This is a genomic window from Microbacterium sp. NPDC012755, from assembly GCF_042901325.1.
In the GTDB taxonomy this organism is placed as follows: Bacteria; Actinomycetota; Actinomycetes; order Actinomycetales; family Microbacteriaceae; genus Microbacterium; species Microbacterium natoriense.
Map to the genome: position 1 here is coordinate 233,639 of NZ_JBIBCT010000002.1, position 14,487 is coordinate 248,125.

The 14,487-nt window shown below is 70.4% G+C and carries 14 protein-coding genes; 10 read left to right on the forward strand and 4 right to left on the reverse strand.

Translation table 11 applies throughout. The features are described 5' to 3' along the window. Positions 1-5: 5 nt before the first annotated feature. From ACFY5A_RS18280 to ACFY5A_RS18295, 4 genes are read left to right on the forward strand one after another with little or no spacing between them, the layout of a single operon-like run. Positions 6-203, forward strand: coding sequence for a hypothetical protein (locus tag ACFY5A_RS18280; RefSeq protein WP_341941742.1), 198 nt, complete (start codon positions 6-8; stop codon positions 201-203). A 7-nt stretch (positions 204-210) separates the two neighbouring features. After that, entirely contained in the window at positions 211-594 is a 384-nt protein-coding gene (locus ACFY5A_RS18285) for a TadE/TadG family type IV pilus assembly protein (protein ID WP_341942561.1), read from the forward strand. Next, complete coding sequence (locus ACFY5A_RS18290) at positions 584-1,018, forward strand: TadE family protein (protein ID WP_341941743.1); 435 nt, start codon at positions 584-586, stop codon at positions 1,016-1,018. Before ACFY5A_RS18285 ends, ACFY5A_RS18290 begins: the two co-directional genes overlap by 11 nt. Further along, complete coding sequence (locus tag ACFY5A_RS18295; protein WP_341941744.1) at positions 1,018-1,437, forward strand: pilus assembly protein TadG-related protein; 420 nt, start codon at positions 1,018-1,020, stop codon at positions 1,435-1,437. The genes ACFY5A_RS18290 and ACFY5A_RS18295 overlap by 1 nt, the downstream gene beginning before the upstream one ends. Positions 1,438-1,457: 20 nt before the next feature. Here the strand turns inward: ACFY5A_RS18295 and ACFY5A_RS18300 are convergent, their stop codons facing one another. Continuing rightward, positions 1,458-2,720 carry an MFS transporter gene (locus ACFY5A_RS18300; protein ID WP_341941745.1) on the reverse strand — a complete coding sequence of 421 codons (1,263 nt, stop codon included), beginning with the start codon at positions 2,718-2,720 and terminating at the stop codon, positions 1,458-1,460. Between the two features lie 38 nt (positions 2,721-2,758). Between ACFY5A_RS18300 and prfB the strand changes: the two genes are divergently transcribed. After that, positions 2,759-3,868, forward strand: coding sequence for a peptide chain release factor 2 (gene prfB, locus ACFY5A_RS18305; protein WP_105672410.1), 1,110 nt, complete (start codon positions 2,759-2,761; stop codon positions 3,866-3,868). A 6-nt stretch (positions 3,869-3,874) separates the two neighbouring features. On the opposite strand, the gene ACFY5A_RS18310 is transcribed toward prfB, so the two are convergent. Then, on the reverse strand, positions 3,875-4,939 hold the full coding sequence (locus ACFY5A_RS18310; RefSeq protein ID WP_387236362.1) for a DUF2510 domain-containing protein: 1,065 nt from the start codon (positions 4,937-4,939) through the stop codon (positions 3,875-3,877). A gap of 19 nt (positions 4,940-4,958) precedes the next feature. Next, on the reverse strand, positions 4,959-6,458 hold the full coding sequence (locus ACFY5A_RS18315) for a DUF2510 domain-containing protein (RefSeq protein WP_387236365.1): 1,500 nt from the start codon (positions 6,456-6,458) through the stop codon (positions 4,959-4,961). 139 nt (positions 6,459-6,597) lie between these two features. On the opposite strand from ACFY5A_RS18315, the gene ftsE reads away from it, so the two are divergent. Genes ftsE through smpB form a run of 3 tightly spaced genes read left to right on the forward strand, consistent with a single transcriptional unit; the run spans position 6,598 to position 9,107 of the window. After that, a complete protein-coding gene (ftsE, locus tag ACFY5A_RS18320; protein ID WP_341941748.1) occupies positions 6,598-7,665 on the forward strand; it encodes a cell division ATP-binding protein FtsE in 1,068 nt (355 codons plus the stop codon). After that, positions 7,662-8,579, forward strand: coding sequence for a permease-like cell division protein FtsX (ftsX, locus tag ACFY5A_RS18325; RefSeq protein ID WP_341941749.1), 918 nt, complete (start codon positions 7,662-7,664; stop codon positions 8,577-8,579). The genes ftsE and ftsX overlap by 4 nt, the downstream gene beginning before the upstream one ends. A 51-nt stretch (positions 8,580-8,630) precedes the next feature. Further along, a complete protein-coding gene (gene smpB / locus ACFY5A_RS18330) occupies positions 8,631-9,107 on the forward strand; it encodes an SsrA-binding protein SmpB (protein ID WP_387236370.1) in 477 nt (158 codons plus the stop codon). Here smpB and ACFY5A_RS18335 read toward each other — a convergent pair whose 3' ends face one another. After that, positions 9,108-10,943 carry a prolyl oligopeptidase family serine peptidase gene (locus ACFY5A_RS18335; protein ID WP_387236373.1) on the reverse strand — a complete coding sequence of 612 codons (1,836 nt, stop codon included), beginning with the start codon at positions 10,941-10,943 and terminating at the stop codon, positions 9,108-9,110. Between the two features lie 194 nt (positions 10,944-11,137). On the opposite strand from ACFY5A_RS18335, the gene ACFY5A_RS18340 reads away from it, so the two are divergent. Both ACFY5A_RS18340 and metE read left to right on the forward strand, forming a co-directional pair. Then, on the forward strand, positions 11,138-12,079 hold the full coding sequence (locus tag ACFY5A_RS18340; protein ID WP_105672405.1) for a methylenetetrahydrofolate reductase: 942 nt from the start codon (positions 11,138-11,140) through the stop codon (positions 12,077-12,079). Positions 12,080-12,108: 29 nt separating this feature from the next. Further along, positions 12,109-14,421 (forward strand): 5-methyltetrahydropteroyltriglutamate--homocysteine S-methyltransferase, encoded by a 2,313-nt coding sequence (metE, locus tag ACFY5A_RS18345; RefSeq protein WP_387236376.1) that lies wholly within the window; start codon positions 12,109-12,111, stop codon positions 14,419-14,421. The last annotated feature ends 66 nt before the right edge of the window (positions 14,422-14,487 follow it).

Genomic DNA, 14,487 nt, shown 5'->3' on the forward strand with positions numbered 1-14,487 from the left:
CGACAATGACGACTCTTCGACGATGGTGGCGACGCCCTGGTGAGTGGGCGAACGAGCTCGCAGCTGACGAGACCGGCGACGTGCCGGGCTGGGTGCTCGTGACGCTGATGACCGCGGGACTGGTCGTTCTCATCTGGGCGGTCGCGGGGCCCGCGTTGAGCGCCCTGTTCGAGCAGGCCATCCAACGGGTCTCGGGGCTCTGACGTGTCCCTGCGGCGTGTGCTCGTCGATGAGCGCGGATCCAGTGCGGTGGAGTTCGTTCTGGTGGGCACGCTCCTCACAGTGCTCACGCTCGCCGTGCTGCAGCTCGCGCTCGCCGTGTACGTGCGCAATGTCGTGCACGATGCCGCGGTGGAGGGTGCGTACCACGCGGCACTCGCCGACACGGAACCCGAGGAGGGGGTGGAGCGCACTCGGATCGCCGTGAACCGCGCGGTCGGAGCGTCTTACGCGGAGGACGTGACGATCTCCATGACGGAGCAGGAGGCCACCGTGAGAGTTCGCACCACGCTCCCCGTGATCGGTCTGCTCGGCATCCCGCACGCTCTGGAGGTGGAAGCGCATGCGCCGGTGGAGTCGCTGGGTGAAGAATGAAGACGGCTCGGCCGCACTCGAGTTCATCACGGTCGGACTCATCCTGCTCGTGCCTCTCGTCTACCTGATCGCGGCGCTCGGGGTCATCCAGGAGCAGACCCTCGGGGTAGAAGCGGCCGCGCGGCACACGGCTCGGCTGATCGCCCAGGCATCCGACCCCGAGAGCGCCGCAGATCGGGGTGAGCAGGTGCTCGCGGCCGTCGTCGAGGAGTACGGCCTCGACCCCGAGTCCGTCGAAGTGTCGCTCGTATGCACTCCGGTCGGCGCGGAGTGCCCAGCCGCGGGAGTCACGCTGACGGTCACGGTCCGCACCCGCATCGAGCTGCCCCTGATGCCGTCGGTGCTGGGGCTCGACGAGTCCACGGCGATCCCGGTCGAGGCCGCCTCCGTGCAGAAGATCTCCCAACTGTGGGCAGGCGGCTGATGGCCGGTCGGACGGCAGGCGACGATGAGGGGAGTGTCCTTCTGCTGGCGCTCGGCTACGCTCTCCTCGCGCTCGCCCTGATCTTCGTATGCGTCTGCGCGACCGATCTCTACGTCACCCAGAAGCGGCTCGACGCGCTCGCCGACTCCGCCGCGCTCGCCGGAGCGGACGGCTTCACGCTGACCCTCGACGGTGAGGAGGCGCGAGCCGAACTCGACGACGGGGGCGTTCGCGCGCAGGTCGACGCACTGCTCGCCGCGCTGCCGACGGATGCGCGTCTCGTGTCCGCCGGCACCCCGGACGGCCTGTCCGCGCGCGTGACGGTGGAGGCGGAGTGGCGTCCGCCGCTCTTCTCCCTGTTCCTGCCGGACGGCGTCCGCCTCGAGGCGACGGGCACCAGTCGCACGGCACTGCACTGAACGCGGTCGTGCCGGATCGATCAGGTCTCGTCGGCCGCCGTCCGCGGCACGAACATCGGGATCCAGCGGATGAAGCCCACAGCCCCCAGCAGTCCGACCACCCCGATGGCGGCTGCGGCGACCGGCAGGGACGCGACCGCGATGACTCCGGAGATCAGCAACGGGGCGACGGCGCCCCCGGCATCCGTCAGCGTCCGCCAGGAACCGAGGAAGGCCGCCGGTTCGCGCTTCGGAGCGACATCGGCGCCGAGCGTGAGCAGGATGCCGCTGGACAGGCCGTTGCCGACGCCGAGCATGGCCGCGAACATGCCGAACCACAGCACGGAGGCGTCCAGGTCGTGCGTGAACGAGAGAGCGAGGAACCCCGCTCCCATGAGCACCATGGCGGGCATCGCCGCCCAGAGCCGACCGAACCGGTCCATCACCTGCCCGCTCGCGTAGAACAGGGCGAAGTCGATCGCCCCGGAGACACCCACCACGAGGGCGATCGTGGACGCGTCGAGACCGAGGGAGAGACCCCACAGCGGCAGGAGCACCTGGCGGGCCGAACGCACCGCCGAGAGTGACGCCGCGGCCAGTCCGAGACGCCCGAGCACGGCACGCTGCTGCCACATCGTGCGGAAGACCCCGGCGCGCTCGATCGTCGGGATCGAACCGCTCACCACCTCGCCCGAGTCCTCGGTCAACACAGAGGAGGGCGGCACAGGGACGGTCTTCTCCGGGTCGGGTCCGAACACGACGAGCACGACCATCACCACGAGGCAGACGAGGAAGAACCAGAAAGCTGCCGCCTCGGTGCCGAACAGCTGCAGGAGCCCGGCAGCGACGAACGGACCGATGAAGATCCCGAGGCGGAAACTGCCACCCAGGAGCGACAGCGCCCTGGCGCGGAAGTCCACGGGCACGCGCGTCGTCATGAAGGCGTGCCGCGCCAGCCCGAACGCCGCAGCGCAGAAGCCCAGCAGGAAGACGGATGCCGCGAGCACAGCGGGCGTCGGAGCGAACAGCATCAGCACGCCCGCCGCGATCGCCACGACGCCGCCGATCACCATCGTCATCCGCTCGCCGATGCGGGCGACGGCCCATCCTGCGGGCAGATTGCCGCAGAGCTGACCGACCACCAGGGCGGAGGATATGAGCGCGGCGAGGGCGATATCGGCGCCCATCGACGCCGCGACAACGGGGATCAGCGGGATCACCGCGCCCTCGCCCAGCGAGAACAGCAGCGTCGGCAGGTACACCATGGGCCCGAACTGCCTCAGGACCACGGATGCGCTGCTCATCACTGCGACTCTACTCGGCAGGCTAGGCTGGGTGAGCCATGCTCGAACTCGATCTCTCCGCCGACATCCAGGCCCTGCGAGTCACCTACGGTGACATCCGCGAGGTCGTCGATGTCGAAGCGCTCCGCACAGACATCGCCCGCCTCAGCGAAGAGGCCGGTGCCCCCGACCTCTGGGACGACACCGAGCGGGCCCAGAAGGTGACCAGCGCGCTCAGCCACCGCCAGTCGGCCCTCGCCAGGGTTGAGGGCATCGGCAACCGCCTCGACGACCTTGAGGTGCTCGTCGGCCTCGCCAACGAGATGGACGACGAGGACTCCGCCGCCGAGGCGCGCGCCGAGCTCGCCGCGCTCACCGAGCTGATCAATCAGCTCGAGGTGCAGACGCTCATGGACGGCGAGTACGACGAGCGCAGCGCCATCATCACGATCCGCTCCGGCGCGGGCGGCGACGACGCCACCGACTTCGCCGAGATGCTCATGCGCATGTACCTGCGCTGGGCCGAGCAGCACAAGTACCCGGTCAAGGTCATGGACACCTCCTACGCGGAGGGTGCGGGCATCAAGTCGGCCACGTTCGAGATCGAAGCCCCCTATGCCTTCGGCACGCTGTCGGTCGAGGCCGGCACCCACAGGCTCGCTCGCATCAGCCCGTTCGGCTCCGCCGACAAGCGTCAGACGTCCTTCGCCGCCGTCGAGGTCATCCCGCTCATGGAGGAGGCGACCGAGGTCGACATCCCCGAGGGTGACATCCGCGTCGATGTGTTCCGCTCGTCCGGCCCCGGAGGGCAGTCGGTCAACACCACCGACTCCGCCGTGCGCCTCACGCACCTCCCGACCGGCATCGTCGTGTCGATGCAGAATGAGAAGTCGCAGATCCAGAACCGCGCCGCGGCCATGCGCGTGCTGCAGACCCGCCTCCTGCTTCTGCAGAAGGAGCAGGAAGCAGCGAAGAAGAAGGAGCTCGCCGGCAACATCACGGCGAGCTGGGGCGACCAGATGCGCTCCTACTTCCTCTACGGCCAGCAGCTCGTCAAGGACCTGCGCACCGGGCACGAGTCCGGCAACCCCGCCGCCGTGTTCGACGGCGACCTCGATGGCTTCATCTCCGCCGGCATCCGCTGGCGGAAGCGCAAAGAAGAAGACTAATCGAGCTCAGCGCGCGCTGCCGGCGAGCGAGCCGGTGACGTCCTCGTAGCTGAACAGGACGCACTGGATGGCCCGGTCGTGGCTCATCGTCCAGCTGCGTTTCGTGGGGGTGTAGTAGTAGTAGTCCAGCTCGGACTCGGCATACGTCGTCCCGACGAACGTCTCGAACTCGGCCTCGCAGCGCGTGATCGCCTCGGTCTCGAGCGCATCGTCGCCCGGGAACTCCGGCTCCTCCGCGGCGTCGAACACGAAGTACACCTCGTCGGTGTGCGGCTGATCGCACGGGACGACGGGCACCTCGTACACCCCCTTATCCCCGTAATCGATGAGGGGGATGCAGTCTCCGACCGTCAGGTCGAGCACGCCCTTCATGACCGCTCCATCGATGTCGGCGGGATCGACCGGGGTCGGCTCCGCATTCGGCGCATTCGAGGGGGCCGTGCTCTCCTCGGCGACAGGACCGGTGGGGTCGACCGATCCCGTGAACGAGAGGAGCGCCACGGCCACCGCGAGGATCGCGCCGAGACCGCTCGCGCCCAGACCGAGGAAGCCCGGCCACTTGGAGCCGCGGAGGAACAGCGAGACGATCGACAGCACGAAACCGAGGCCGAGCAGCACCCAGCCGCCGACGGCGATCGGGGGGATGCACGAGACGACGATGCCGACGACGGCGACGACGAGGCCCACCAGCCCCAGGACGGACAACCCCTTCTTCGCGGGCGCGGTCGCGGGTGCGTACGGAGGAGCGGATCCGGAGTATCCGGGGTACACGGTCGGCTGTGCGGCGAACTGAGCGGCCGACGCCCCGGGACCGGGCAGCTCGAAGGGAGGGGTGAACGGCGCCGCGTCGCTGTTCGGCGCCGTCGCGTCGACGCTGGGCGTGGGCGCCACAGACGCGGCGGCGGCAGCGTCTGCGCTCTGAGCGGCATCAACGGGGTGCGCGGAAGCCGTGGAGTCTGCCGGCCCGGGGGCCGGCGTGGGCGCCTCCACGAGGTGCTCGGTCCACTGCTGGCCGTCCCACCACCGCTGACGTCCTGAACCGTCGTCGTACCAGCCTGCCGGAATCGTCATCTGTCGTCCTCCGTCTGGCTCAGCCGGCCGACGGCGTCACGGTGATGCGCGCCACGGGCTGCAGGATGCCGTCGAGCACGACGACCGTGTAGGAGTCGCTCTGCGCGATGTCGAACGTCGCCGTGCCATGCGCCGTCTCCCCGGCCGCCAGCTCTGCGTTCTCGAACTGGCTGTCGGCGAAGAAGTCGTAGGTGCCCTCGGTGCCGTCGGCGGTCTCGACCGTGAAGTAGAACGGGCCGACGTACGTGGTGCCGTCGACGCCCGTCCACGTCACATCGATCGTGAGGAATCCGCCGTTGGTGGCGTCGATGCCGCTGCCGTCGGACGTGCTCCAGGTCGCCGTGCCGATGACGATGTCGCCGGTCCCGGTCGAGTGCGGGACGGTCACCGTCTCGCCCATCGCACCCTCGACGACCGTTCCGGAGTCGGAGCCGCTGTCGCTGCTGTCCGTGCCGGAGTCCGTTCCCGAGTCGGTGCTGCTCGACGGGAGATCGGTCGGCAGATCTCTGATCGCGGAGCCGACGGCCGAGACGGCGAACACGATGGCCATCACGACGGCGAGGATCGTTCCCAGCACCGAGACGATGATTCCCGCGATTCCCGGCCACTTGCGTCCCTTGAGGAACACCGAGATCAGGGACACGACGAATCCGGCGAAGAGCAGGAACCAGCCGAAGATGGCCGTGAACGGGATGCAGGAGAGGATCGTGCCGAGTCCGGCGATGCCGAGGCCCACGAGGCCCAGGATGGAGAGCGGCACGGGGCCCGTGGGGGCGGCCGCGTAGGGGGCCTGGTAGGCGCCGGGGTAGGTGGGAGCCGCTCCAGGGTACCCGGGAGCCGCTCCCGGGTACGTCGGCGCAGCGCCGGGGTAGGTCGGGGCCGTTCCGGGGTAGGGCTGCGCGGATGCCGAGCCAGGGTATGCGCCGGGGGCGGGGTATCCCTGGGCCGGGGCTCCCGAGGCATAGGGCGGAAGCGGAGCCGTCGGCGCCGTCGCGCCCGGTGCGATGAAGGGTGTCGTCGGCTGCTCATCCTGAGGCGTGGCTGCCGCGGGCGCGGCTGCCGCAGGGGCGGACCAGTCCTGCGCGGCTGCAACCCCGGTCTCAGCGGGCGCCGTGGTCTCTGCAGGGGCCACAGTCTCGGGAGCGATGACCGCATCCTCGGGGGCGGCGATCGGCGTCTCGGGGGATGCGACGGCCTCGGACGCGATGACGGTGCCCTCGATGTCCGACGGCGCAGCGGCAGCGGTGCTCGTCTCCGCGTCGTCAGTGGCGGGGGCGGCCTCGGTCGGGGCGGCGTCGACCGCTGCGGGGGCCTCGACCGCGGCATCCGTCTGCAGCGTCTGCTCGACGGGCGTCTCCGAGGAGAGCTGTGTGTCCGGGGCGCTCTCGGCCACGGGGGCGGCGTCCGTCGCGGGCGCCTCGGGCTCGACGAGCGGAGCGAAGTGCTCCGTCCACTGCTCGCCGTCCCACCACCGCTGGCGTCCGGAGCCGTCGTCGTACCAGCCTGCGGGTGTGGTCATCGTGTCCCCCTCGGACCTCGGAGCCCACGCGGGCGGCGTGGATCAGCACCTTCATGTATAGCAGTGAGCGGTGACACGCTCATGGCCGCGGGGTGTCGCTCGACGGCAGACGGGAGCAGGCGCTTAGGCTCGTACCGCCATGATTCGGTTCGAGAACGTCACGAAACGCTATCGCGGGACCACCAGGCCCGCTCTGTCCGGTGTCGACTTCGAGGTCCAGCGAGGAGAGTTCGTCTTCCTCGTGGGGGCGTCGGGGTCCGGCAAGTCGTCGTGCCTGCGACTCATCCTCCGAGAGGATGTGCCGACGTCGGGCCGTGTCGCCGTGCTCGGCCGTGACCTCCGATCCCTCGCGAACCGCAAGGTCCCGTACTTCCGCCGCCACATCGGCTCGGTGTTCCAGGACTTCCGCCTGCTCCCGTCGAAGACCGTCTTCCAGAACGTCGCGTTCACGCTCCAGGTGACCGGATCCTCGCGCGGCTTCATCCAGCAGGCGGTGCCGGAGGCGCTCGCGCTCGTGGGCCTCGACGGCAAGCAGAAGCGCATGCCCCATGAGCTCTCCGGCGGCGAGCAGCAGCGCGTGGCCATCGCCCGCGCTCTCGTGAACCGGCCCCAGGTGCTGCTCGCCGACGAGCCCACCGGAAACCTCGACCCCGCGACCTCCGTCGACATCATGCAGCTGCTCGCCCGGATCAACGCCGGTGGCACGACGGTGCTCATGGCGACGCACGAGGCCGCGTTCGTCGACGCGATGCAGCGTCGCGTGATCGAGCTCCGCGACGGCGAGATGGTGCGCGACGAGGTCCACGGCGGCTACGGCGACACCTCGAACATCCCGCGTCTCGTCCCCGAGGAGGTGCGAGGAGCCGCGGCGGCCGCAGCCCTCACCGCCGTCCAGGAGGTCCAGCGGCAGACCGCCGACCTCTCGGTCGTCCGTGCGGCGCTGGCAGAGGAGCTGAGTGCTCAGCGCAAGGCAGAGGCCTCGACCCCCGACGCCGTGCCCGCGGCATCCGAGATCCCCGAAGCGCAGGCGGCACCCATCGAGCCGCAGCCGGCGCCGCAGGAGGAGAAGCCCGCAGAGGCTCCCGCCGCGGTGGGCCCCCGCACGCACCCCATCGTCCTCCCGCAGGTCGACGTCGCCGAACTCGGCGTCGCCGACAGATTGGGACTCTCCGACGACGGCGACGACGAAGTGGGGCCGACCTCATGAGAATCGGACTCATCCTCACGGAGGCCCTCGGCGGCCTTCGACGCAACATCTCGATGGTGATCTCCGTCGTGCTGGTGACCTTCGTGTCCTTGACGTTCGTCGGAGCGGCGATCCTCATGCAGGCTCAGATCGGCACCATGCGCGGCTACTGGACCGACCGCGCGCAGGTGGTGGTCTCGATGTGCTCGCCGCTGTCCGAGCCCACGAAAGCCTGCGTCGGCGGCGCGGCCGACGAGGATCAGGTCGCCGCGGTCAAGGCGACCCTGGAAGGCGACGCTCTCGCGCGACTCATCTCGAACGTCCGGTTCGAGAACAAGGATGAGGCCTACGCGAACATCGTCGCGCAGCTCGGCGAGGACAAGGCCAGCCTGTTCACCGCCGACCAGATGTCGGAGAGCTTCTACGTCACGCTCAAGGACCCGACCCAGTCGCAGGTCCTCGTCGAGGCGTTCAGCGGCACGGTCGGCGTCGAGCAGGTGAAGGACCAGCTGCAGTACCTCGAACCGCTGTTCTCGGCGCTCACCGTGGCGACGTACATCGCGGTCGGCATCGCCGCGCTGATGCTGATCGCCGCGATCCTCCTGATCGGCACCACCATCCGGCTGTCGGCGTACGCGCGGCGCAAGGAGATCGGCATCATGAGGCTCGTCGGAGCGTCGAACCGCTTCATCCAGACGCCGTTCGTGCTCGAGGGAGTGTTCGCGGCGTTCCTCGGCTCCGTGCTCGCCAGCGCGGCGGTCGTCGCAGGGGTGCACTTCGGGGTCGAAGGATATCTGCGCGGCAGGGTGCCGTTCATCACGACCTGGGTGAGCATGCAGGATGCCGCATATGTCGTGCCCGTGCTCATCGGCATCGGCGTGCTCCTCGCGGCGCTGTCGGCCGGCTTCGCGATCCGCCGGTGGCTGCGCACCTGATAAGCTGACAGGCTGTCGTGCGCCCGCACGGCACGGAATCAGGAGAGCATCATGCCCAGGGAACGCGGGGAGAAGGTCATCGCGACCAATCGTCGCGCACGTCACGACTACAACATCGAGAAGTCGTACGAGGCGGGGATGGTGCTCACCGGCACCGAGGTCAAGTCACTGCGTCAGGGACGCGCGAACCTCAGCGACGGCTACGCGTTCGTCAAGGGCAACGAGGTCTTCCTCGACTCCGTGCACATCCCGGAGTACTCCCAGGGGCACTGGACGAACCACTCGGCCAAGCGGGTCCGCAAGCTGCTGCTGCACCGTGAGGAGATCGCCAAGCTCCAGCACGCCGTGTCGGCGGGCGGGTACACGCTCATCCCGCTGAAGCTCTACTTCTCCGACGGCCGCGCCAAGGTCGAGATCGCGCTCGCGAAGGGCAAGCGCGAGTTCGACAAGCGGCAGGCGCTGCGTGAGCGGCAGGACACCCGCGAGGCGGAGCGCGCCATGCGGCTGCGCAACCGCGTCGGGGAGTAGTCAGCCGAACACGCGCCGCAGGAAGGCGATCTCGCGCTCCAGGGCGTCGACGATCGTCTCGGCACGGCGGAAGCCGTGCCCCTCACCGGTATACAGCACGTACTCGTGGTCGACGCCGTGTGCGGCCAGGGCGTCGCGGATGGCCTCGGACTGCGCGGGCGGCACGACACGGTCATCCTCACCCTGCAGCAGCAGCACGGGGACGTCGATCCGATCCGCGTGGGTGAGCGGCGAACGCTCGACGTAGAGGGCGTCGGATGCCGGGAGCGGCCCCACGAGGCCCTCGATGTACGACGCCTCGAAGTCGTGGGAGTGCTCGACGAGCCCGCGCAGGTCGGTCACGCCGTAGCGGCTGATCCCCGCGGCGAATGCTCCTCCGCGCACGAGGGCGGAGAGCACGGTCCAGCCTCCGGCGGACCCGCCGCGGATGGCGATGCGCGCGGGGTCGGCCAGCCCGGCATCGGCGAGACCGCGTGCGGCGGCGATCACGTCGTCGACGTCGACGACGCCCCACTGGCCGAGCAGCCTCTCCCGATAGGCGCGGCCGTATCCGGTCGACCCGCCGTAATTCACGTCGAGCACCCCGATGCCGCGACTCGTGTAGAAGGCGATGGCCGCGGACGCCGCGCCGGTGACGTGGGCGGTCGGGCCGCCGTGCACGAGCACGAGATAGGGCGGACGCCCGACCGCCGGAGTCGAGACGTCGGGGTTGGCGGGAGCGTAGGCGAAGGCGTGCACCGGTCCGTGCATCCCGTCGACCACCAGCGCACGCGCCGGCGGCATCCACGCGGCGTCCGAAGGAGCGCCTCCGGCGACGGTCGACACGGCGCCCGTGTCGAGGTCGACGCACCAGACTCCCGGAGCGACGGTCGACCCGTTGCCGCTCAGCAGCACCCTGGACCCCGACACGTCGTCGACGCTCACGTGACCGTCGCAGGGCACGGCGAGAGCACGTGCCGACCCGTCACGGTCGATCAGCACGACCTCGTCGCGTCCGTTCGTCCGCACGGCGACGATCCGGCCGTCGTCGAGGAGCCCGTACCAGCGGTTGCCCAGCACCCACAGTCCGTAGCCCGTGTCGGCGTCGGCGGGCGCGATCGGCTCGGGGGTCGAGCCGTCGAGCGCGACCCTGTGCAGGTTCCAGCGACCGGAGGGATCGTCGGCGAACACGAGCTCGTCCACACCGGCCCACTCCGGTTGGAGGGCCGCGCGCGTCGGCAGTACCAGCTCGGCTCCGTCCACACCACGGACGTGCAGCCGGGCGCTGTCCCACGGCATCCGATCGCCGCTCCACTGCACCCAGGCGATCCGGTCCCCGGCGGGGGAGAGCGCGGGGTGGGCGTAGAAGTCGGAGCCCTCGACGACCGTGCCGACCCGTTCGACGTCGTCTGCGGCCGAGCCGTCGATCGGGATATCCACGATCGCGCGCAGATGAGGGTCGGCGGTGAGGTCCTCTCGTACGGCGAACAGCCTCCCGCTCTGCAGCCGCAGCCCTCCGTGGGCAGGACCGGCGGGGGTGAGCGGGCGCGGCTCTGCGCCGTCGTCAAGCCGATACACGCGCTGATCGGAGGCGTTCACGAAGAAGAGCGAACCGGCGGGGCTCGCCGTCCAGGCGCCGCCGCCGTACTCGTGCACGCGGGAGCGCGCGCTCCACGGCGCCGGAAGCACCTCACGCGCTTCTGAGCTGCGCACGGTCACGCGCCCGCCCTCGGAGGGCACCGACTCGCCCCACCAGATCTCGTCGCCGACGAAGCGGGCGCCGTCGATGCGGGGCGAGGACGCAGCGACCGAGGCGGCGGAGAAGGGAGACGGCCAGGACCCGAACGGCATCGACATGCCTCGAGCCTATTGGCGTGCGACACACGACGTCACACAGGATGCGGGCGGGCGTCGGCGTGCCATAGGTTTCTGGAAACGCCCGGTTCGCCCCGGTGCGTGGAGCGACAGCCGAGCCCGGCACCCGCCCGCGAGATCGACGCAGTCCTGCGCCGCTCGCGGCCCCGTGCCCGCCCTGTCCCCAGGAGAAGAAGATGTCTTCCGAGACGCCGAACCCTCGAGTGCCGTTCTCCTTCGAGCTCTATCCGCCGCGCTCGGCGTCCAGCCACGAGGCGCTGCACGAGACCGTCCGTCGGCTGGCGGCCGCAGGGCCCGACTTCATCTCGGTGACCTACGGCGCCGGCGGCTCGACCGGGGGACGCTCCCTGGAGGTGCTCCGCTTCATCCGCGAGCACACCGCCGTCGAGCCCCTCGCGCACCTCACCTGCGTGGGCAACACCTACGCGGGCGCCGCGACGCTCATCAGGGAGTTCCTGGATGCCGGCATCCTCAGCTTCCTCGCCCTCCGCGGGGATCCGCCCGTCGGACAGGACGAGCCGTTCCTCGGCGACCTGGAGAGCGCGGCGCAGCTCGTGCAGCTCATCGACCGCGTGCAGGCGGAGCGCGCCCCCTACGAAGAGTCGCCGGTGCCCGGCATCCCCGGCGCCGCACGCGTGAGCGCGCGCCGCAAGGCGAGCATCGCGGTCGCCGCCTTCCCCAACGGGCACCCGCGCTCCGTCCACCGCTGGCAGGATGTCGACGCGCTGCTCGCGAAGCAGGCCGCCGGCGCGACCTCCGCGATCACGCAGCTGTTCTTCCACGCCGACGACTACCTCACGTTCGTCGAGAGGGCGCGCGCCGCCGGCGTCACGATCCCGATCCTCCCCGGCATCATGCCGATCGTCTCGCCGGTCCGGCTCGCTCGTGTGCTCGAGCTCACCGGCGAGACGCTGCCCAGCGAGCTCGCCATCGCCCTCGACGTGGAGCCGACCCCCGAGGGCCGGCACGAGATCGGCGTCGAGTGGGCCGCGCGCCTCGCCAGGGAGGTCGTCGCCGGCGGCGCACCCGGCGTGCACCTCTACGCGTTCAACCAGCACGACACCGTGCTCACCGTCCTCGAGGAGGCCGGCGTCCTGCCGGTGTCCCGACTCCGCTGACCCCGGAACCCCCGCTGAAAGGAACACCCATGTCCGCATTCCCCGAGGGCACCATCCTCGGCTACCCCCGTATCGGTCGCCGTCGCGAGCTGAAGAAGGCCGTCGAGGCGTTCTGGGCCGGCCGCACCGACCTCGCCGAGCTGGAGGCCACCTCCGCCGAGCTGCGCGCAGCCACGCGCGAACGTCTCGCCGCGCTCGGCCTCGGCCGCACCGACTCGGCCATCCCCGAGTCGTTCTCGTACTACGACCAGGTGCTCGACGCCGCGGTGACCGTCGGCGCGATCCCCGCGCGGTTCGAGGACCTCCGGTCGGAGGACGGCACCATCGGCCTTCCGGCGTACTTCACCGTCGCCCGCGGCGAGGGAGAGCGCGCCCCGCTCGAGATGACCAAGTGGTTCGACTCGAACTACCACTACCTGGTGCCGGAGATCGGCCCCGAGACGGTGTTCTCACTGTCCAGCGACCGTGTCGTCCGCGAGTTCGCAGAGGGCGCGGCGGCCGGATTCACGACCCGCCCGGTCATCGTCGGCCCGGTGACCCTCCTCGCTCTGGCGAAGGCCTCGGACGACGCCCCCGAGGGGTTCGATCCGCTGTCGCGTCTCGACGACCTGCTCCCCGTCTACGTCGAGCTGCTCGCGCGGCTGAAGGACGCCGGTGCGGAGTGGGTGCAGCTCGACGAGCCCGCTCTGGTCAGCGAGTCGCTCCCTGCGTCGATCGCTGCGCTGTCGGATGCCGCCGGCCGTGCCCTCGCGGTGCTGGGCGGAGCGGCGGCGCGACCGTCGATCCTGGTCGCCGCGCCGTACGCCGACCTCGGCGAGGTGTTCCCCGTGCTGACCGCTGCCCCGATCGAGGCGATCGCCGTCGACCTCGTGCGCGGAGGCGTGCCCGCGGCCGCAGCCGGCCTGGAGGGGAAGACCCTCGTGGGCGGCGTCGTCGACGGTCACAACATCTGGCGCGGCGACCTCGCCTCGGCCTTCGACACGCTCGAGGCGCTGCGCGCGCTCGGCGCCGCCGGAGTCTCCGCCTCCACGTCGACCTCTCTGCTGCACGTGCCGCACGACGTGTCCGACGAGACGAAGCTCGATGCGCGTCTGGTCTCGTGGCTCGCCTTCGCCGACCAGAAGGTCGAGCAGGTCGTGGCCCTGGCCCGGGGCCTCGCCGAGGGGCGTGCGGCCGTCGCCGCCGATCTCGACGCGGCATCCGCTGCCCTGCAGGACCGTCTCTCGGCTCCGGGCGTCCGCGACGGTGCCGTTCGTGCCCGTGCACTCACCGAGGCGGACTTCTCGCGCGTGTCCTATGAGGAGCGCGAGTCCGCGCAGGAGTCCCTCGGCCTTCCGGCGCTGCCGCTCACGACGATCGGGTCCTTCCCGCAGACCGGCGACATCCGTCGCGCCCGGGCGCGATTCACCAGGGGCGAGATCCCCGCCGAGGACTACGAGGAGTTCCTGCGCCGCGAGGTCGCCAGCGTCGTCTCGCTGCAGGAGGACCTGGGCCTCGACGTGCTCGTGCACGGTGAGCCGGAGCGCAACGACATGGTGCAGTACTTCGCCGAGAACCTCGACGGCTTCGACGTCACCGAGAACGGCTGGGTGCAGTCGTACGGCTCCCGCGCGACCCGCCCCTCCCTCCTGTGGGGCGACGTCTCCCGTCCCGCTCCGATCACGGTGGACTGGTCGACGTACGCGCAGTCGCTCACGACCAAGCACATGAAGGGGATGCTGACGGGACCCGTCACGATCCTCGCCTGGTCCTTCGTCAGAGACGACCAGCCGCTCGGCGAGACCGCGAACCAGGTGGCGCTCGCCCTGCGCGACGAGATCGCCGACCTCGAGGCCGCTGGCATCGCGATCATCCAGGTCGACGAGCCCGCGCTGCGCGAGCTGCTGCCTCTGAAGAAGGCGGATCAGTCCGCGTACCTGCAGTGGTCCGTGGACTCGTTCCGTCTCGCGACGGGTGGCGCGGCGGCGGGCACCCAGGTGCACACCCACCTCTGCTACTCGGAGTTCGGCGTCGTGATCGACGCGATCCGCGCCCTCGACGCCGACGTGACCTCGATCGAGGCGGCCCGCAGCCGCATGGAGGTCGTGGCGGACATCGCTGAGGTCGGCTTCGATCACGGCATCGGCCCCGGTGTCTACGACATCCACTCGCCGCGCGTCCCCTCGACGGAGGAGGTCGAGTCGCTGCTGCGCCGCGCGGTGGACGAGATCCCGACGCGCCAGCTGTGGGTCAACCCCGACTGCGGTCTGAAGACGCGTGGATACGACGAGACCGTGGCGTCGCTGCGCAACATCGTCGAGGCCACGCGTCGGGTGCGCGAGGACGTGGTCGTCGCGGTCTGACGCTCGCTCGAAGAGAGAAGCGAACCGCCCTTCCCGGAGCTCGGGAAGGGCGGTTCGCTGTCGTCA

Bases quoted from the DNA above. Each gene is read 5' to 3' on its own strand.
- ACFY5A_RS18335 (WP_387236373.1), bottom strand. From the start codon at position 10,943: ATGTCGATGCCGTTCGGGTCCTGGCCGTCTCCCTTCTCCGCCGCCTCG.
- smpB (WP_387236370.1), top strand. From the start codon at position 8,631: ATGCCCAGGGAACGCGGGGAGAAGGTCATCGCGACCAATCGTCGCGCA.
- ftsX (WP_341941749.1), top strand. From the start codon at position 7,662: ATGAGAATCGGACTCATCCTCACGGAGGCCCTCGGCGGCCTTCGACGC.
- ACFY5A_RS18280 (WP_341941742.1), top strand. From the start codon at position 6: ATGACGACTCTTCGACGATGGTGGCGACGCCCTGGTGAGTGGGCGAAC.
- ACFY5A_RS18295 (WP_341941744.1), top strand. From the start codon at position 1,018: ATGGCCGGTCGGACGGCAGGCGACGATGAGGGGAGTGTCCTTCTGCTG.
- ACFY5A_RS18315 (WP_387236365.1), bottom strand. From the start codon at position 6,458: ATGACCACACCCGCAGGCTGGTACGACGACGGCTCCGGACGCCAGCGG.
- prfB (WP_105672410.1), top strand. From the start codon at position 2,759: ATGCTCGAACTCGATCTCTCCGCCGACATCCAGGCCCTGCGAGTCACC.
- ACFY5A_RS18340 (WP_105672405.1), top strand. From the start codon at position 11,138: ATGTCTTCCGAGACGCCGAACCCTCGAGTGCCGTTCTCCTTCGAGCTC.
- ACFY5A_RS18310 (WP_387236362.1), bottom strand. From the start codon at position 4,939: ATGACGATTCCGGCAGGCTGGTACGACGACGGTTCAGGACGTCAGCGG.
- metE (WP_387236376.1), top strand. From the start codon at position 12,109: ATGTCCGCATTCCCCGAGGGCACCATCCTCGGCTACCCCCGTATCGGT.
- ACFY5A_RS18300 (WP_341941745.1), bottom strand. From the start codon at position 2,720: ATGAGCAGCGCATCCGTGGTCCTGAGGCAGTTCGGGCCCATGGTGTAC.
- ftsE (WP_341941748.1), top strand. From the start codon at position 6,598: ATGATTCGGTTCGAGAACGTCACGAAACGCTATCGCGGGACCACCAGG.